The 19,098-nt window shown below is 37.4% G+C and carries 20 protein-coding genes; 1 reads left to right on the top strand and 19 read right to left on the bottom strand.

All coding sequences use genetic code 11. The annotated features are described in order from the left end of the window. Positions 1 to 135: 135 nt before the first annotated feature. From rncS to KI356_RS01415, 9 genes are all read right to left on the bottom strand, one after another. On the bottom strand, positions 136 to 873 hold the full coding sequence (gene rncS / locus KI356_RS01455) for a ribonuclease III (protein WP_070144596.1): 738 nt from the start codon (positions 871 to 873) through the stop codon (positions 136 to 138). A 58-nt stretch (positions 874 to 931) separates the two neighbouring features. Next, positions 932 to 1,165 carry an acyl carrier protein gene (acpP, locus tag KI356_RS01450; RefSeq protein ID WP_000786062.1) on the bottom strand — a complete coding sequence of 78 codons (234 nt, stop codon included), beginning with the start codon at positions 1,163 to 1,165 and terminating at the stop codon, positions 932 to 934. A gap of 69 nt (positions 1,166 to 1,234) precedes the next feature. After that, positions 1,235 to 1,975, bottom strand: a complete 741-nt coding sequence (fabG, locus tag KI356_RS01445; protein WP_002121805.1) for a 3-oxoacyl-[acyl-carrier-protein] reductase — start codon at positions 1,973 to 1,975, stop codon at positions 1,235 to 1,237. Then, positions 1,975 to 2,919: an ACP S-malonyltransferase gene (fabD, locus tag KI356_RS01440; RefSeq protein WP_212934624.1), complete on the bottom strand. Its 945-nt coding sequence runs from the start codon at positions 2,917 to 2,919 to the stop codon at positions 1,975 to 1,977. Before fabD ends, fabG begins: the two co-directional genes overlap by 1 nt. A gap of 14 nt (positions 2,920 to 2,933) precedes the next feature. Beyond that, entirely contained in the window at positions 2,934 to 3,926 is a 993-nt protein-coding gene (gene plsX / locus KI356_RS01435) for a phosphate acyltransferase PlsX (protein WP_002121808.1), read from the bottom strand. Then, positions 3,923 to 4,516, bottom strand: a complete 594-nt coding sequence (gene fapR / locus KI356_RS01430) for a transcription factor FapR (RefSeq protein WP_002121809.1) — start codon at positions 4,514 to 4,516, stop codon at positions 3,923 to 3,925. The genes plsX and fapR overlap by 4 nt, the downstream gene beginning before the upstream one ends. 89 nt (positions 4,517 to 4,605) lie before the next feature. Beyond that, the gene (recG, locus tag KI356_RS01425) at positions 4,606 to 6,654 is read right to left on the bottom strand and encodes an ATP-dependent DNA helicase RecG (protein WP_002121811.1); all 2,049 of its coding nucleotides are present in this window, start codon (positions 6,652 to 6,654) and stop codon (positions 4,606 to 4,608) included. Between the two features lie 404 nt (positions 6,655 to 7,058). Next, positions 7,059 to 8,735, bottom strand: coding sequence for a DAK2 domain-containing protein (locus KI356_RS01420; protein ID WP_128281186.1), 1,677 nt, complete (start codon positions 8,733 to 8,735; stop codon positions 7,059 to 7,061). Positions 8,736 to 8,757: 22 nt separating this feature from the next. Further along, positions 8,758 to 9,120 carry an Asp23/Gls24 family envelope stress response protein gene (locus KI356_RS01415; RefSeq protein ID WP_000021109.1) on the bottom strand — a complete coding sequence of 121 codons (363 nt, stop codon included), beginning with the start codon at positions 9,118 to 9,120 and terminating at the stop codon, positions 8,758 to 8,760. A 378-nt stretch (positions 9,121 to 9,498) separates the two neighbouring features. Here KI356_RS01415 and rpmB point away from each other — a divergent pair, with 378 nt between their 5' ends. After that, a complete protein-coding gene (rpmB, locus tag KI356_RS01410) occupies positions 9,499 to 9,687 on the top strand; it encodes a 50S ribosomal protein L28 (RefSeq protein WP_000124776.1) in 189 nt (62 codons plus the stop codon). Between the two features lie 73 nt (positions 9,688 to 9,760). On the opposite strand, the gene spoVM is transcribed toward rpmB, so the two are convergent. The 10 genes from spoVM to def form a co-directional block, all read right to left on the bottom strand. Continuing rightward, complete coding sequence (gene spoVM / locus KI356_RS01405) at positions 9,761 to 9,841, bottom strand: stage V sporulation protein SpoVM (protein WP_001213599.1); 81 nt, start codon at positions 9,839 to 9,841, stop codon at positions 9,761 to 9,763. A gap of 66 nt (positions 9,842 to 9,907) precedes the next feature. Beyond that, positions 9,908 to 10,588 carry a thiamine diphosphokinase gene (locus KI356_RS01400; RefSeq protein WP_128281185.1) on the bottom strand — a complete coding sequence of 227 codons (681 nt, stop codon included), beginning with the start codon at positions 10,586 to 10,588 and terminating at the stop codon, positions 9,908 to 9,910. A gap of 100 nt (positions 10,589 to 10,688) precedes the next feature. Continuing rightward, on the bottom strand, positions 10,689 to 11,333 hold the full coding sequence (rpe, locus tag KI356_RS01395; RefSeq protein ID WP_002014505.1) for a ribulose-phosphate 3-epimerase: 645 nt from the start codon (positions 11,331 to 11,333) through the stop codon (positions 10,689 to 10,691). A 2-nt stretch (positions 11,334 to 11,335) separates the two neighbouring features. After that, a complete protein-coding gene (gene rsgA / locus KI356_RS01390) occupies positions 11,336 to 12,217 on the bottom strand; it encodes a ribosome small subunit-dependent GTPase A (RefSeq protein ID WP_002121819.1) in 882 nt (293 codons plus the stop codon). 270 nt (positions 12,218 to 12,487) lie between these two features. Beyond that, positions 12,488 to 14,461 (bottom strand): Stk1 family PASTA domain-containing Ser/Thr kinase, encoded by a 1,974-nt coding sequence (gene pknB / locus KI356_RS01385; protein WP_128281184.1) that lies wholly within the window; start codon positions 14,459 to 14,461, stop codon positions 12,488 to 12,490. 8 nt (positions 14,462 to 14,469) lie between these two features. Continuing rightward, a complete protein-coding gene (locus KI356_RS01380) occupies positions 14,470 to 15,222 on the bottom strand; it encodes a Stp1/IreP family PP2C-type Ser/Thr phosphatase (protein ID WP_002121821.1) in 753 nt (250 codons plus the stop codon). Positions 15,223 to 15,226: 4 nt separating this feature from the next. Beyond that, on the bottom strand, positions 15,227 to 16,315 hold the full coding sequence (rlmN, locus tag KI356_RS01375; RefSeq protein ID WP_212934623.1) for a dual-specificity RNA methyltransferase RlmN: 1,089 nt from the start codon (positions 16,313 to 16,315) through the stop codon (positions 15,227 to 15,229). A gap of 4 nt (positions 16,316 to 16,319) precedes the next feature. After that, positions 16,320 to 17,654, bottom strand: a complete 1,335-nt coding sequence (gene rsmB / locus KI356_RS01370; protein ID WP_128281183.1) for a 16S rRNA (cytosine(967)-C(5))-methyltransferase RsmB — start codon at positions 17,652 to 17,654, stop codon at positions 16,320 to 16,322. Then, complete coding sequence (gene fmt / locus KI356_RS01365; RefSeq protein WP_002121827.1) at positions 17,651 to 18,595, bottom strand: methionyl-tRNA formyltransferase; 945 nt, start codon at positions 18,593 to 18,595, stop codon at positions 17,651 to 17,653. Before fmt ends, rsmB begins: the two co-directional genes overlap by 4 nt. Positions 18,596 to 18,617: 22 nt before the next feature. Continuing rightward, a complete protein-coding gene (gene def / locus KI356_RS01360) occupies positions 18,618 to 19,088 on the bottom strand; it encodes a peptide deformylase (protein WP_002014496.1) in 471 nt (156 codons plus the stop codon). Positions 19,089 to 19,098 lie beyond the last annotated feature (10 nt).

The following is a 19,098-nucleotide window of genomic DNA, read 5'->3' as shown; positions in this document are numbered from 1 at the left end:
TCCTATTCTCCGTTGTTATAAAGGTTGTCTGCACGAAAACAAGCTATAATACGGATTTACTTCCCTCTTATTTATCTACAAAAGAAAAGTTTCATTCTATGCATAAGGAATCCCCCTCATTCAAAGGGGGATTCCTTATGATTGTTCTTTTAATTTTTTCAATGCTTCTGCAGCAGCTTGTTGCTCTGCCTCTTTTTTTGACTTACCACTACCAAGACCTAATGCCTCATTATTTAAAGTTACACGAGACACAAATTCTCGGTTGTGGGCCGGTCCTTTTTCTTGTAAAATTTGATACTCAATATTGCCACTACCATCACGCTGAATCAATTCTTGCAATTGACTCTTATAATCCATCACATGAGAAAAAGCACCTTCATTAATTTTTGGATATACAACTTCTTTTAAATATCCCCAAACTGTTTCTAGCCCTTGATCAAGGTAAAGGGCACCAATAAACGCTTCAAAGACATCCGCTAATAAAGCTGGTCGTTCACGTCCACCCGTCATTTCCTCACCTTTTCCTAATAAAACAAGGCTACCAAATGACATTTCGTTTGCAAAACGAACAAGAGATGGCTCACATACAATAGCTGCACGTAGTTTCGTTAACTCTCCTTCGCTCATTGTCGGATATTTTTGAAACAGATACTGTGATACAGTGAGTTCCAATACAGCATCGCCAAGAAATTCAAGACGCTCATTGTCCTCATGCGGTTTTTTTCGATGCTCATTCACATACGATGAATGCGTAAATGCTTGAATCAATAATTTTTCATCTGTAAACGTAATACCTATCTTTTCTTGAAATACTTTAAACGCTTCACGATATTTTGCTTCGTATTTTTTTTCTCTATGTTTTCGGTACGGCATAGGTCCCTCCAGATATAAGCCGAGAAGCCCCGTTAAAAAACGGGACTTCACTTAAGCATTATAGATGACTCTCTATGTAAGTCACAGCATCGCCAACAGTAGCAATCTTCTCAGCATCTTCATCAGAAATTTCCATTTCGAATTCATCTTCTAATTGCATCACAAGTTCTACTACATCTAGGGAGTCTGCGCCCAAATCTTCTTTGAAGCTTGCAGCTGGTACTACTTCAGTCTCTTCTACTCCTAAACGATCAACGATAATTTTTGTTACACGCTCTAAAACATCTGCCATTCCATTCACCTCCCCTCAAATATTATATTAAATATTGTCAAAAAAAACTAGATGAAATCGATTCTTTTATTACATTACCATTCCGCCATCAACATTTAACGTTTGTCCTGTAACATATTTGCTTTGATCAGAAGCAAAAAACGTTACAGCATTCGCGATATCTTGCGCTTCACCAAACTGTGCAGCCGGAATAACTTTTAACATCTCAGCTTTTATATTTTCATCTAATACATCCGTCATATCAGTCGCAATAAACCCAGGAGCAATTGCATTTACAGTTATATTTCGGCTTGCTAATTCTTTTGCTGATGTTTTTGTTAATCCAATTACACCAGCTTTGGCAGCAACATAATTTGCCTGACCTGGATTACCTACAACACCAACAACAGAAGCAATATTTATTATTCTACCATGACGTTGACGCATCATATAACGAGATACTGCTTTTGTACATAAGAATACACCTTTTAAGTTTGTATTAATAACTGTATCCCATTCTTCTTCTTTCATACGCATTAATAAATTATCTTTTGTTACGCCGGCATTATTTACAAGAATATCAACTTGTCCAAATGTATCTACTGTTTGTTTCACCATATTTGTAACATCTTCAGCATTTGCAACATCTGCTCTTACCGCAATTGCATCCGAACCTAATTTCTTTATTTCATCAACTACTTCATTCGCTTTTTGCTCATTACCCGCAAAATTCACTACAATATTTGCCCCTTGCTTCGCTAAATCAATTGCAATCGCACGACCAATCCCACGTGAAGCACCGGTTACTAATGCTACTTTCCCTTTTAACATCAGCTTTCTCCTCTCAAATTTGAAATGGTATCTTTTAATGTCTCTTCATCATATATCGCATATGCTTTCACTGAAGAATCAATCGACTTCATAAGACCAGCAAGTACTTTTCCAGGTCCGATTTCAATAAATGTATCTACCCCTTGTTTCACCATATGCTCAATAGATGGGTACCATAATACAGGCGAATAGAGTTGTTCAATTAGCTTTTCTTGAATATCTGTACCACGTGTAATAACGTCTGCCGTAACATTTGCAATAACAGGAATATTCGTGTCTTGAATCGTAATTTCATTTAAAACACTTTGGAATTTCTCAGCAGCTGGTTTCATAAGAGAGGAATGAAATGGTCCACTTACTTTAAGCGGAATTGCTCTTTTAGCACCGTTTTCTTTCGCTCTTTGAGAAGCAAGTTCTACTCCTTGATTTGTTCCAGAAATCACAATTTGCTTCGTACTATTCATATTAGCAATTTGTACCGCATACCCTTCACTTGTTACTTCTTCTGTAACTCGTTTCAGCATATCTGGATCAGCACCTAAAATAGCTGCCATAGCCCCTTCCCCGCCTGGAACGGCTTCTTCCATATATTCCCCGCGTTTCCTTACAGCATATACAGCGTCTTCGAAAGTTAATGCACCCGCCGCTACAAGAGCGCTATATTCACCTAAACTATGTCCTGCTACAAAATCAGGTGTAATATCGTACTCTTTCAAAGCTGTCAAAATTGCATAACTCGTCGTTAATAATGCCGGCTGCGCATTTGTCGTTAATGTAAGCTTTTCCTGCGGCCCTTCAAAAATCACTTCTGAAAGTGAATCGTGTAACACCTCATCCGCTTTCGCAAACACTTTCGCAACCTCTTTATTATTCTCCGCTAACTGTCTACCCATTCCAACTGCCTGTGAACCTTGGCCCGGAAAAAGAAATGCTATTTTTCCCATTTCAAATCCTCCTCTTATTGAAGCGGCTCCTTCTCCATTACACTTGAAATTGTAGGAATTACTTCTTTCGCTACCATTTCTCTCGTTTGACGAATCGCACTAAATATCGATTGGTCATTAGAAGAACCGTGAGCCTTAATGACAGGAGCTTTCAATCCAAACAACGCTGCTCCCCCATACTCCGAATAATCCATTTTATCTTTTAATACCATAAGTTTTGGTTTTAATACCGCTGCCGCTAATTTACTCGTAAACGAACTCATTAGTTGCTCTTTCAACATAGAGAATAACGCAAGTGCTGTTCCTTCTAATGATTTCAGTGCTACGTTCCCTGTAAAACCATCACATACAACAACGTCTGCTACACCTTGCAATAAGTCTCTTGATTCAACGTTTCCAACAAAATTAATTGGCGCATCTTTAAGCATTGCAAAGACCTGTTTTGAAAGCTCGTTTCCTTTACCATCCTCTGTCCCAACGTTTAAAAGTCCAACGCGAGGATTTTTAATTCCCCTTACCTTTTCTGCGTAAACAGAGCCCATTACTGCATATTGGTATAAGTGAATTGGTTTTGCATCAACGTTTGCTCCAACATCTAACATAACAAAACCTTCTCCATCAACAGTTGGCATTGTAGGTGATAATGCTGGTCGTTCAATTCCTTCCATACGACCGACAACAAATAATCCGGCCGCCATTAAAGCTCCTGTACTACCTGCTGATATACAAGCATCTGCTACACCATCTTTTACTTGCTGTGCTGCAAGTACCATTGAAGCCTGTTTTTTTCGACGAACCGCTCTTACTGGCTCATCTGTTGATTCGATTTTTTCGTCTGTATGAAGAATAGTAATCCGCTCTTCACTCGTTAAGTATTGGCGAATGTCCTCTTCTTTCCCTACTAACGTAATATGTAAATCTGAATATTCCTTAATAGCTTTCATTGCACCTAATACGACAGCCTTTGGAGCATGATCGCCACCCATTGCATCTATTGCGATTTTCATAACTTGTTACCTTCCTCACTATAATTACTAGATCGATACATTTCAAAAGTGCCTGTGAAAACAAGTTCTTCTCCAACAAAACTTCGCACTTTGACAACCGTCCGTCCTTTATCATTCTCTACATCTTCAACGCGCGCTTTTGCAACAACACGTTCTCCTAATTTTACAGGACGAATATATCGAATGGTAGACTTTGCAGTTAAAGCTAATTCTTCATCAATAACCGCAACAGCTAGTGAGTTTGCTTGTGCAAACAAATGATGCCCACGGGCAATTTGATTTCTTTTAAATACATGCTCTACCTTTACTTCAAAAATAGAAATCGCATGTCTATCTAATTCTATATCGATAATTTCTCCGACAACCTCTTCTAACGGTAAAGATTTCACATCTTCTTCATGTTGTTTTGTAGCCACATGCTTAATTCGTTCTCTTAATTCAGGAATAGATAATTCCATACGATCAAGACGAACAGTTTGTATGCTCACTTGAAATTTTTCCGCTAAATCTTCATCCGTTATAAAAGGATTCGTTTCTATTGTTTGTTGTAATAATTCTTGTCTTTCTTTTTTACTTCTTCTTTTTTTCATACCGCACCATCCGTTTTTTATGACTAGGTACTAACAGTAGTATATAATCATTAAAAGTAGAATGCAACAAAAATTTTTGTTGACTCCCTTTAATCAAGCTTCTCTCCCTGGAACACACCTGTTCCATCAAGATACGTACGCAAGGCAGCATACTGATCGTTGTGCCAAAACGCTTCTGAATCTACTAGTATCGCCGCATCTTGTCTTGCTGTTTCTAACGCTCGATAATCATGTACCATATCAGCAACCTTAAATTCTGGTAAACCACTTTGCTTACTTCCAAAGAAATCCCCAGGACCTCGTAACTCTAAATCTTTTTCTGACAATACAAATCCATCATTTGTTTCAGTCATAATACGCATTCTTTCTTTTCCCGTTTCTGATTTCGGGTCCGCAATTAATAAACAATATGATTGTTCACTACCACGCCCAACACGCCCCCTCAGCTGATGGAGCTGGGATAAACCGAAACGTTCCGCGTCATAAATAACCATAACAGTCGCATTTGGTACATTCACACCTACCTCAACAACTGTTGTCGACACAAGAATTTGCACTTTATTTTCACTAAACTGTCCCATTATCTCTTCTTTTTCTTGAGATGATAGTCTCCCATGCATTAATCCAACTTGGCATTTCCCTTGATAATGATGAGTCAGCATACTATGTAAGTCGATAGCATTTTGTACATCAAGCTTCTCAGACTCTTCGATAAGAGGGCAAATAACATATGCCTGTCTTCCTTTTTTTATCTCTTTCTCCACAAATCCGAGAACACGATCTAACATATCATGTTTTGCCCAATACGTTTCGATTACCTTTCTACCAGCTGGCATTTCGTCGATAATAGAAACGTCCATCTCTCCAAATGCAGTGATAGCTAACGTACGCGGGATTGGGGTTGCCGTCATAAACAACACATCTGGACTTTCACCTTTCTCACGTAAAACCCGGCGCTGCGCCACACCAAATCGATGCTGTTCATCGGTAATAACTAGACCTAACCTATGAAATATAACTTCATCTTGAATTAAAGCATGCGTCCCAACAAGGATGTCTACTTCTCCTTGTTCTAATCTCGACAAAATTTCTCGACGTCTCGCACCTTTAACAGAACTTGTTAGCAATTCAACCTTCATACCGAAATGTGAAAACGTCTCCGCCAGCGACTGATAATGTTGTTCGGCTAAAATTTCTGTAGGAACCATCAAAGCACCTTGATAATGAGCCAATTTCGCCGCATAAAGTGCAATCGCAGCAACAACCGTTTTCCCAGAACCTACATCTCCTTGCAATAATCGATTCATGCGATAAGGAGACGTCATATCTTTCATTATTTCATCTACAACCCGGCGTTGTGCGCCAGTTAACGGAAACGGAAGTGCATCAGTAAACTCTTGCAATTCTACTAATGAAATTTCTTTTTTCGTCCCTTTTGAGTTTTCCCTCTCCATTTTCCGTAATGTTTGCATTTTCAACTGAAACAAGAAAAACTCCTCATATACAAAACGGCGACGCGCTTGCTTTAAGTCTTCCTGTCCCACTGGAAAATGTAACCCTCTGAGTGCTTCATATCTTGATAATAATTTATATCTACTTAACAAACCATCTGGTAACACTTCGACTATAGAATCTCCATACTCCTTAAATGCTTGTGCAATAAAACGGCGCATCTGTTTTACTGTCAGTTTTCCTTTCACTGAATACACAGGTTCTACTTCTTGTTGTCGTACAACCGGTCCAAAATTCAGTTCTGATACAGCAATTGTTTGGCGATGCTGATCCCATTTACCAGTAATCGTTACCGTTTCATCTAAATTTAACTTTTGTTTATAGTATGGTCTATTAAAACATACAGCTGTAATTAAATAACGACCGACGAGAACACGAACCGTAAGACGTGACTTCTTCTTCCCATAATATTGCAGTAAAGGAGCACTATGAACTTTCCCCTCAACCGTTACACGCTCGTCATGCTTTACTTCAGCAAGATCTTTCATCGCATAGTCTTCATAGCGGTACGGAAAATGTTCTAATAGATGAGAAACTGTATAAATTCCCATCTCGTGTAACAACTCAGATGTTTCTCCTCCGATTCCCTTTACATCCGTAACAGGAACTTGTACAACTTCATTCAAAATTCTCACGCTCCGTCACATTATTTTCTTTGATTCATTCTATTGATTATCCATTAACATCATTGACATCTGTAATCGCTCTCTTTCACCTTATATATTCTATCATAGGCATTCTAAGAGAAACTACTCTAATCCCTCTATATAAAGCGAAACTATAATCAGTGGGGGTTTTGTTCATCATTCACTGATTATTAGCCTTCACCAATCGGGCGTTTACGGGCAGTTAATGCGGGATAAAACAAAGTTGTACAATACGTAGAAAAGAGCCTCACTATTAGCAGCAAGGCTCTTTTCTATCATCAATATGCTAGCCTTTTGAATAAAAACTAGTAATAAACTTCATATCACTACTTCTTATCCATTAGCAAGTAAGTAACCCATTTATTTTCAAACCGAATTTTTTCTTATTCTACAGAGAAAATGAAAGAATATACCGGTTGGTTTCCAGCATGTACTTCTACTTCTGCATCTTCAAAATTCTCTTCTACAAATTCAACTAACTCAGCTACTTCTTCGTCAGTCGCATCTTCACCTTGTAGAATCGTTACGATTTCAGAATCTTCATCAATAAGCGCTTCTAGTAATTGCTTCGCAGCTCCTACTTTTTCAGCATTTGTTGATACGATTTTTCCATCTGCAATACACATGAAATCATCTTTTTGAATTGCTACACCATCAATTTCCGTATCACGTACAGCATACGTAATTTGACCAGTTTTCACATGAGATAAAGCTTCTTTCATGTTTTCTTCATTCTCTTCTAACGTTCCAACTGGATTAAATGCTAACATTGCAGCCATACCTTGAGGAACTGTTTTTGAACGAACTACAATCACTTCTTGTTCTACAACTGACGCTGCTTGTTCTGCTGCCATCACGATATTCCCGTTGTTCGGTAAAATAATGATTTTTTCAGCATTCGCTTCTTCAATCGCCTTTACAATATCCTCCGTACTTGGATTCATTGTTTGGCCACCCTCGATAACTTTCGTCGCGCCAATGCTCTCAAATAAAGTTTTAATACCAGATCCCATAGCTACAGTTACGATACCGTACGGTTGTTTCTCTTTAGACTGACTAGTTGGCTCAGGCATCATAGTAGGCTCATCTAATAAAGCAGTATGCTGTTCACGCATATTCTCTACTTTAATCTTGATTAAACTACCGTAACGCTGTCCATAGTTCATAGGATCTCCAGGATGTTCCGCGTGAATATGAACCTTTACAACCTCATCATCCGATACAACAAGTAGCGAATCTCCGTACACACTAATATCTTCACGGAATTTTTGTTCAGAGAAATTATGTTCCTTCATTTTTTCAGGCTCTAATTTCACCATGAATTCCGTACAATATCCATACTTAATATCTTCTGTACTCAATTGGCTTTGTACACTACGGTGATGTTCTGCGCGTACCATGTCATTCATAGATGGTTGGGCAGGCACATTAGAAGAAATCTTTTCTCCTTTTAAGTCAGCTAAAAATCCTTCATATACAACAACAAGACCTTTACCACCGCTATCTACAACGCCAACTTGTTTTAATACAGGTAATAAATCTGGCGTACGATTTAACGATGCGTTTGCTTCTTTTACAACGTCTTCCATAAACAAAACAAAGTCGCGCTGTTTTTTCGCAACTGTCACTGCATATTTACCCGTTTCTCTTGCAACCGTTAAAATCGTTCCTTCAATTGGTTTCATAACCGCTTTGTAAGCTGCCTCTACTCCAGCTTCTAAAGCTGCCGCAAAATCAACTGTCGTTAATTCTTCTTTTTGTTCAATGGATTTAGAGAAACCACGGAATAACTGAGATAAAATAACCCCAGAGTTACCACGAGCTCCCATTAATAATCCTTTGGCTAAACTTACGCCGACTTTACCAGCATGCTGTGAAGGATTTGCTTTCACTTCACGTGCGCCTGAAGTCATTGATAAGTTCATGTTTGTACCGGTATCGCCATCTGGAACTGGAAATACGTTTAATGCATCAACAAGCTGAACATTATTTGTTAAATTATTGGCTCCTTGCATGATCATTTGTGATAAACGTTTTCCATCAATTTTTTGAATTGACACAGATTTTCCTCCTTAATGCACATTACAAGTTTATTACTTTAACTCCTTGTACGTAGATGTTTACAGAATCTACTGCTAGTCCTACAGTTTGATCTAATGTATATTTCACTTTAGTCTGCACGTTATGTGCTACTTCTGAAATTTTCGTACCATAGCTCACAATAATATACATATCAATATGTACTTCATCTTCATCTTTACGAACAATAACGCCTCTAGTGAAGTTTTCTTTTCGTAAAATGTCTGTTAATCCATCTTTTAACTGATTTTTTGATGCCATACCTACGATACCGTAGCAATCTACTGCGGCACCTCCAGCAATTGTTGCAATTACATCTGTACTAATATCAATTTGACCGTACTTCGTTTTAATTTCAATTGACATCTCGTTTCCCCCTTCATAAATGGTGAAAGTGAGCTAGACTACTTTAGTTACTATCATATAATCTTTTTAAAGAAAATTCCATCGTTCTTTCTTTTTCACTCTCATATTTTATGTTTTTAATTACACTTTTTTATGATGAGCAAAATAGTCCATTGTTATTATACAACATGTACCACTATAGTATGTCAAGCAATTTTTCTTGATTTCACCTTTTCTTCATTGACATATAGTGTCAAGTATTTTTTCTTGATTTCTTTTTCCTACGGTGTTGCATTCTCTTTTTAGTTGTGTTAAATTATAGTAGTGTTTTTAGCATCGCATAAAAGACTAACATTGAAAAATTACGTATGTTACGGTAGTTAAGGGAGGGAAATATAAATGGCTCGTGTTTGTGCTATCACTGGAAGAAAAGCTCGTTCTGGTAACTCTCGTTCTCACGCAATGAACGCTACAAAACGTAAATGGGGCGCTAACCTTCAAAAAGTTCGCGTACGCATCGACGGAAAAGTTCAACGTGTTTACGTTTCTGCTAGAGCATTAAAATCTGGCAAAATCGAACGTGTTTAATAATAAAAAAAAGAGCCGCTAGGCTCTTTTTTTATTATACCAATGGAAAAAGCACCGGTAATAGGTGCTTTTTTTAGTCTTTTTTGAAGGTATTTAACATCGCACGAACAATTCCACCAAGAAATTTAGGTAACTTAATTGTATAAAATCTCATGGTTTCCCTCCTAATCCCCATTACTCCACTTGTTCACTATATGATGCAAGGAGCAAAATTGTTTCTTCAATCAGTGCTTCTTATCATCATTAATATGCCAGAGGTAAATGAAAAAGTACCTTTTTCCTCAATGAGTTCATTACTAATACAAAGTGTCGATCCCCACTCTATTGTTTTATTAGTAAGAGGGTACTTAAAGCCTTGAAGTGTAATGCCTTCTACCCTTTCAGTAACTGGTACAAATGATACATACGGAAAATGTTCATTTCCTTCAATTATATATGCACCTATCTTTTTCACCATTATCTCATTTTTATTATCCACAATACACATTTCTATCTGTGCTTCTAATCCCTTTAAAAGCATCTGTATATTCGCTAAACCGTGATCAAGCCTTCCACCAGTAGCACCAAAAATACGAATTAATTTTGGTTTCTGTTCTAAAGCCCAGCTAATTGCAATTTCTAAATCTGTTTGATCTTTTTCTCGCGGGACAATATGTAATTCATTTGTCTGCTGTCTCATCCATGCTAATTCATCATCAGTAACTGAATCATAATCCCCAAACGCAGCAGCCGGAGTGATTCCTCTTTTTAACAAATGGTACACTCCTCTATCAACTGCCGCCCACACTACTTCTTCATTTTCATATCGAGAAAAATCTGCACAGTATTCTGCAGGGCCTCCCGCTAAAATATGAATAATCATTTTTCCTTCCCCTTCTATTGTAAAAAGGCAATCTGCCATTCGGTAGATTGCCTCTCTCCTTATTTGCCACTCTAACATGTATAAATAGTGAAATCTTAATAAACTAGAGACTTCACTAGGATAAAGGTTCGTTCATTCTTTATCCACGAATTACACGAATTGCTTCACCGCGGTCTTTTTGATTGTATACTGCTGATCCAGCTACAAGAACATTCGCTCCTGCTTCAATACAAAGTCTTGCCGTTTCAGCGTTGACACCACCATCAACTTCAATTTCCACTTCTAGATTTCGCTCTTTAACCATTTCTGCAACTTGTTTGATTTTCGGTAATACAGAATGAATAAACTTCTGTCCACCAAATCCAGGATTTACTGTCATAAGTAATACCATATCTATATCTTCTAATACATGCTCAATCGTTGAAACTGGAGTATGTGGATTTAATACAACTCCCGCTTTAATGTCATGAGATTTAATTAACTGAATTGTACGATGTAAATGTGGACAAGCTTCTACATGGACAGTAATAATATCAGCTCCCGCTTTTGCGAAAGTTGGGATATAGTTATCAGGATTTTCAATCATTAAATGTACATCTAACGGTAATGATGTAATCGGACGGATTGCTTCTACAATTAATGGTCCAATCGTAATATTTGGTACGAAATGTCCATCCATTACATCGACGTGAATGTAGTCAGCTCCGCCTTTTTCTACATCTTTAATCTCTTCCCCTAATCTTGAAAAATCTGCTGATAAAATCGATGGTGCAATTTTAATCATGACTAATACCTCGGCTTTCTCTCTCTAATTTCTTCTACGAATTGTTTGTAATTCTTATAACGATATTCGGTAATCTTCCCTTCTTCAACCGCAGCTTTCACTGCACATTTCGGTTCAACAAGGTGTGTACACCCTCTAAATTTACAGTATTGGCTCGCTTCTTTCAACTCTGGAAAACAATATGTAAGGTCTTCTACCTCTATATCTATGAAATCAAGCGAACTAAAACCAGGTGTATCCGCAACAAGTCCGCTTCCAACTGTAATTAATTCCACGTGTCTTGTCGTATGCTTTCCACGCCCTAAATGTGAAGAAATATCATTAGTTTTCAACTCTAAATCTGGGCGTAATACGTTTAGCATGGAAGATTTCCCAACACCAGATTGGCCTGCAACGACGGAAATACAACCTTCTAAGAATGGTTTCAGAATATCAATACTTTCCGATGTATTTATAGAAGTAAACAACACATCATAACCCATTTCACGATAATCATTTGCATAAGATTCAACAGTTTCTCTCATTTTTTCATCTACTAAATCCATCTTACTAATACAAATAATCGGTTTAATGTTATGATATTCAATCAATACTAAAAATCGATCTAACAGTCCTGGATTAAAATCTGGTTCTACTGCAGAGAAAACAAGAATAGCTTGATCAACATTAGCAATAGGAGGTCTAACAAGTTCATTTTTTCGATCAAATACTTCTAACACATAACCTTCACTCGGATTATCTGCTTGAAAAACAACTTGGTCTCCTACAAGTGGCGTAATTTTATTCTTTCTAAATACACCACGCCCGCGACATTGTGTAATCCCTTCCTCATTCTGTACATAATAAAACCCACTTAGAGCTTTTACAATTTTTCCTTCTGGCATATAATTCTCCTTTATTTTGTATAAAATGAAACTGCAATTAAATATGAATAGACTAGAGTTCTTTAAGCAATTATTTCAAAACCCACCAAATATATACCCAGGTTCATATATTTAATCTACCATCAAATTTGAAATATTATTTACAACAGTATCACTTTTACAGCTTTTTGAATCATATATTTTTGCCTGTTATACAGTCCACGATGTAGACAGCATAACAGGCAAGAGTAATAAAATCCATCTTCTATATAAGGACGATGGATTTTACTATTATTGAGCTGGATATGGTACTTCCTTGTCGATAATCGTTACTCCATCTCGGACAATTTTATAGTGTCCCTTTGCACCTTCTTGAATTACAAATTCTAAAGAAATAATCGCTGACTCAGTAATTGTTCTCGTTTCAACTGGTTTATCCATTTTTTGCTGCATATCTTCTTTATAAATTTCTATTGTTTGGGGCTTTTTCTCACCTGTTGCAGAAGCTTCATATGGGATAGAAATGTTATCCACTTTTACCGTTTTCGTCACTTTAGGCTTCGGACCATCGGAGATAACAACCGATACTTTATCTCCTTCTTTCAAAGGCGTCCCAGGCTTTGGTAACTGTGAAATAACAAGGCCTTTATCAATCGTATCTGAATACTCTCTTTTTATATCAGAAACAAGCTTTCTTTCATTTAAATAACCTTTTACACTATTTTCAGTCCATCCTGAAAAATCACCTGGTCTTATTTGATAAGGTCCTTTACTTACCCAAATTTTCAGTTCTTGTTCCGCCTCTATAACCATTTGATCAGGCGTTGGTATTTGCTCTACAATTTCACCTTTCGGCTTATCATTTTCAATATAATTTATTGTAACTTGTTTATATTTTTCTTCTAACTCAGCTCTTATACTCTCGAAATCTTTTCCTGTCAAATCACGCATCTTACTTTTCTTTTTCCCACCTGATTGATAGATAGTAATTTTAGAGTTTTCTTTCACTACTCTTCCTGCTATAGGATCTGTTTTTATCACTTTTCCGGCTTCAACATCATCTGTATATACAAGATTAGGTTCAGTAACTTCAAACCCTTTTTCAACTAATGTATTTACAGCTGTCGTATATTTCATTCCAGCCACATCAGGAACCTTCACATCTTTCGGAATAAAGAAGCCTGGAATAACAGTAAGTGCTAAGGTTATCCCTATCGCTAAAAGTAAAAATGTTGTAATTAAAACTTTCAGCCATTTATTACTTCGTTTTTTCTTCTTACCTGATTCGGTTTCTTCTTTTCTTACTTGTTCATCTACTTTACTTCCTTTTAATACAATCGTTTCATCACTTACATTTTGAAATAGTTGTTCTTGTTGAATAATTGGAATCGCTTTCGTCGCTTCCATATCTTCTGGTATGTAAAATGGTTGCTCATTTATTCGTTCTGGGTATAGTGCTGTTTCAATATCTCGTTTCATCGCGTTTGCAGATTGATATCGATGAAACGGATCTTTCGCAGTTGCCTTTAATATAATATTTTCAACACTTTGTGGAATATTTTCATTCCATCTTTTTGGAGATGGCATTTCATTTTGTAAATGTTTTAACGCAATTGCAACAGCAGATTCACCAGAGAACGGTTGTCTTCCTGTTAACAATTCAAACATAACAATCCCAAGTGAATAAATATCTGATTGTTTATTCGCTATACCGCCGCGCGCTTGTTCTGGTGATAAATAATGCACCGAACCGAGCACCGAATTTGTATGTGTAATCGTTGCTGCACTTGTAGCTGTCGCAATTCCAAAGTCTGTTACTTTGACTACTCCGTCATCTCGAATCAAAATATTGTGCGGTTTAATATCGCGATGCACAATCTCAAAATGATGGGCGTGTGCCATGGCGGACGTTAACTGCTCCATTATATCAAGAGCTTCTCCTATCGGTAACATCCCTCGATCAATTACGTATTGCTTCAATGTTCGCCCAGGTACATATTCCATTACAAGATAATATATACCATCCTCTTCCCCAACATCATACATATTCACAATATTTGGATGCGACAACGTTGTAACAGATTGCGCTTCTCGATGGAAACGTTTAATAAACTCTTCATTATTTGAATAGTCGAGTCTTAATATTTTTACCGCTACATCTCGACCGAGTATATCATCATGAGCTAAATATACATTGGCCATTCCTCCACCGCCAATCATTTTCAGCAGCTTATAACGGTCATTTAAGCGTTTTCCAATCAGCACGTTGCACTTCACCTACTTTCGTTTGTCGAATCCGCATAATCAATAATAACGAGGGTGATATTATCTTCTCCACCACGATCATTTGCTAATTGAATGAGATGCTCTCCCTTCACCTCGAGCTGTTCATTCAATTGTAAAATTTGTTGCATATCAGCCATAGGGACTTTGTTAGACAATCCATCAGAGCAAAGAAGCAATTGATCGTCTTCTTCGAGCACCAATGTTTTAACATCTAGTCCGACTTTTTCTTCTGTTCCTAACGCTCTTAACAGAACATTCTTTTTCGGGTGATATTCTGCATCTTCTTTTGAAATTTCACCGTGCCTAACAAGTTCATTTACAAGTGAGTGATCTTCCGTTACAAGCGATATTTCTCCCTCTGATACCATATAACAACGACTATCTCCTATATGACCTATTGTTACAAAACTAGGTGTACAAATCGCTACGATAACCGTTGTTCCCATGCCATTACATTCTACATGCTGCTTAGAGTAAGCATATATGCGCTCATTAATAATTCCAACGTTAGTATGTAACCACTTTTCTACCTTTTTAGGCTCATTCATATTATGCGTTTGCTTCCAATAATCATGGAATAATTGAATAGCCATCGAGCTAGCTACATCGCCAGCTCGATGACCTCCCATTCCATCTGCTACTACCGCTAAAATATTTCCATCTAAATTGTGAAAAACTCCTGCACTATCTTCATTATGTTGACGAACTTTCCCTTTATCCGATAGAAACACGGCTTTCATCTCGTCACCTCGTCTCTTCTTTGCGCTCCTTTGCACGCAACTGACCGCAGGCTGCATCAATATCATGACCTTGTTCACGGCGAATTGTTACATTCACTCCACGATCTTTTAGCGTCTTTTCAAATAAGAAAATTTGCTCTCGTGGCGTACGTACATAATCACGTTCTGGCACGTAGTTTACCGGAATTAAGTTCACATGACATTTTACACCTTTTAAGAGCGCAGCAAGTTCTTCAGCGTGCTCAACTTGGTCATTTTCTCCTCCAAATAAGCCATATTCAAATGTAATACGACGCCCTGTTCTATTTACATAGTATTTAACAGCTTCCATTAAATCAGGTAGCTTATAAGCACGGTTAATCGGCATTAATTTTGAACGTAACTCTGTATTTGCAGCATGCAATGAAATCGCAAAATTGATTTGCATATCTTCTTCAGCGAACTTATAAATTTTTGGAACAATTCCGCTTGTTGAAACTGTCATATGTCTCGCACCAATATGAAGTCCTTTTTCATGGTTAGTGATGCGTAAAAATCCCATTAAATTATCGTAGTTATCAAATGGTTCTCCAATTCCCATAACAACAAGAGAACTTACACGTTCGGCTGTTTCATCAAGCGCGCGTTGCACTTCTACTACTTGTGCTACAATTTCTCCAGCCTCTAAGTTTCGTTTTAGCCCACCAAGTGTAGATGCACAGAACGTACAACCAATGCGGCAACCCACCTGTGTTGTTACACAAATAGAATTTCCATATTCATGTCGCATTAACACTGTTTCAATAGAATAACCATCATATAATTGGAATAAGAATTTAATTGTTCCATCAGAAGATGTTTGTTTTACCAATGTATTTAAAGTAGTAATATCAAAGGAATTCGACAATTTATCGCGTAATCCTTTAGAAAGGTTCGACATATCCTCATAATTTTTTACACGTTTTTTATATAGCCAATCAAAAATTTGTCCTGCACGGAATTTAGGTTCTTCTTGTTCCTTTAACCAATCTTGCATTTCATGAAGTTGTAAAGAGTAAATTGATGGTTTCTTTGTCTCTAGGTTTTTCTTTTGTTTTTTTACAGTCGTTTCCATGATGCTACACCTTCTTTCTTAAACAAGCAATATAAAAGCCATCTGTTGCAAAATAATGCGGTAAAATTCGTACTTGACCTTCATCAATATACGGATTTAACTTTTCTGGCATGCGATCTTTTATCGTAGTATCCCATTCAAATTCAGGATGCTCTTGTAAAAATTGCTTTATTACTTGTTCATTTTCTATTTTTTCAATTGTGCACGTACTGTAAACAAGACGACCGCCTCGTTTTAACAATGGTGCTATTTTTTCTAGTATCGCAAGTTGAATCGTTGATAACCTTTCACTATCGCCCTTATCTTTACCTAACTTAATATCAGGTTTACGTCTAATAACACCAAATCCAGAACATGGTGCATCTACTAATATTTTGTCAAAAGATTCATTTGCAAAATGCTCTTGAACTTTTCTAGCATCTAAAGCCATCGTTTCTACATTCTCTAAACCGAGTCTCTTCGCCTGTTGTTCAATTAAACGTACTTTATGTGCGTGTAAATCAAGCGACATTACCTTACCAGTTCCGTCCAAACGCTCTGCAATATGAGTTGTTTTTCCACCAGGAGCAGCACAACTATCTAGAACTGCATCTCCTTTATTCGGTTCTAAAGCACGTGCTACAAGCATTGAGCTTTCATCTTGAATAGAAAGGAAACCGTTTTTGAACGCTTCTGTATGTGCTACATTTCCTCTTTCAATTTGAATTGCATCCTCTGACAATTCGCCACGTTTTGCTTCTATACCCTCATCAGCTAATAACGCAACCGCTTCTTCCACCGTTACTTTATCAACATTTACGCGTGCTGTTGGTACAGGTGGCAACATATTTACTTCACACATTTTCTCTGCTGTCTCTAAACCATATTCAGATGCCCATTCTTGTACAAGCCACATTGGATGACTCGTTGCAATTGCAAGACGTTCTACTGGATCCTTAATTTCATCTAAAGAAGGTATACCTTCTCTCTGAATCGAACGTAATACACCGTTCACCATGCCTGAAATCCCTTTATGCCCGCGACGCTTTGCAATCTCAACCGCTTCATGAATAGCCGCTCTTTCTGGCACTCGGTCTAAATAGATCATTTGATATAAAGATAGGCGAAGCAATACTCTTACCCACGCCTCAACCTTTTTTCTTAAAAAAGGTTGTAAATAATAATCTAATGTGTCACGACGTTGAATCGTTCCATACACAATTTCAGTTAATAAACCTATATCTTTTCTATCGATTGTACTTTTTTCAATCAGGTTATTTAAAAGTAAGTTGCTATATGCACCACTTTTTTCTACTTGAATTAAGCCATCCAGAGCTAACTCACGAACATTTTGTCTCATGCATTTTCTCCTAACTTCGTACCAATTTCAGGTTTTGTTCCACGTAAAAATTGTGAACAACTCATACGCTTTTTACCAGACGGTTGCAATTCAGTGATTTTAACACCTGTCTCATTCCCTGTTGCAACAACAAATCCATCTTCTTCAAGAGCTACTATTGTACCTGGTTCAGCTTTCTCTGTAATAGAGACCTTCTCTCCCCACCATACTTTAATAACTTGTCCTGCCAAAGTCGTATAAGCAACTGGCCATGGATTCAATCCGCGAATGTGATTGTATACTTCTTCACCTGTTTTTGTCCAATCAATTATCTCTTGCTCACGTTTAATATTATATGCAAACGTCACTTCAGCTTCACTTTGTTTAATTGGTTCTAGTTTACCCTGAATTAGTAAAGGAACCGTTTTAGATAAAAGGTGTGCTCCCGCTTCGCTTAACTTATCAAATAATGAACCTGTTGTTTCACGCTCTTCGATTTCTACTTCTACTTGCGTTAATATATCGCCAGCATCTAATTTTTCTACCATATACATAATTGTAATACCTGTTTTCTCTTTACCTTCCATGATCGCATAATGGATTGGTGCACCACCGCGAAGTTCTGGAAGTAATGACGCGTGGACATTAATACATCTATACTTTGGCGCTTCTAAAATTTCATTCGGTACGATTTGTCCAAATGCCGCTGTTACAATTAAGTCTGGCTCTAGTGCTAATACTTTTTCATATTCGTCTTTTTCACGAATTTTTAACGGCTGTAATACTGGAATACCATGTTTCTCCGCTTCTACTTTAACAGGAGTAGGTGTTAAAACCTTTTTTCTACCAACTGGACGATCAGGTTGCGTTACAACACCAACTACGTCATATCCGTCCTCGATAAGACGACGAAGCACCGGCACAGAAAAGTCCGGTGTCCCCATAAATACTACTTTCATCATTCAAAAACCGCTCCTTTTAAACCTATTCTAATTCGCCTGCTTCATAATATCTTTTCACTTTAGATGTAAATAAAACACCGTGTAAATGATCGATTTCATGCTGAATTGCACGCGCTAAGAAGTCATCCGCTTCTAATAAAAATATTTTACCGCGACGATTTTGCGCACGTACTTTAATGTAATCTGCACGCTCCACTTCACCATAAAGTCCCGGAAAGCTTAAGCAGCCTTCGGGACCTACTTGTTCACCGCGTTTTTCTAAAATAACAGGATTAATTAATTCAATTTTACCCGTATCATCACCGATATCAACAACAGCAACTTGTAAGCTTACACCTACTTGTGGCGCAGCTAGACCAACGCCGTCTGCAATTAACATTGTTTCATGCATATCTTTTAACAATTTCACTAACTTTTTATCAAAGTTAATTACTCTTTCGCATGGTGTTTCTAACACTTCATTTGGATGCTTTACAATTTCTAAAACTGCCATATTTCCCTCC

Origin of the sequence: Bacillus hominis, from assembly GCF_018332515.1 — a bacterium.
GTDB classification, from domain to species: Bacteria; Bacillota; Bacilli; order Bacillales; family Bacillaceae_G; genus Bacillus_A; species Bacillus_A hominis.
This window is presented reverse-complemented; position numbering and strand designations above follow the sequence as displayed.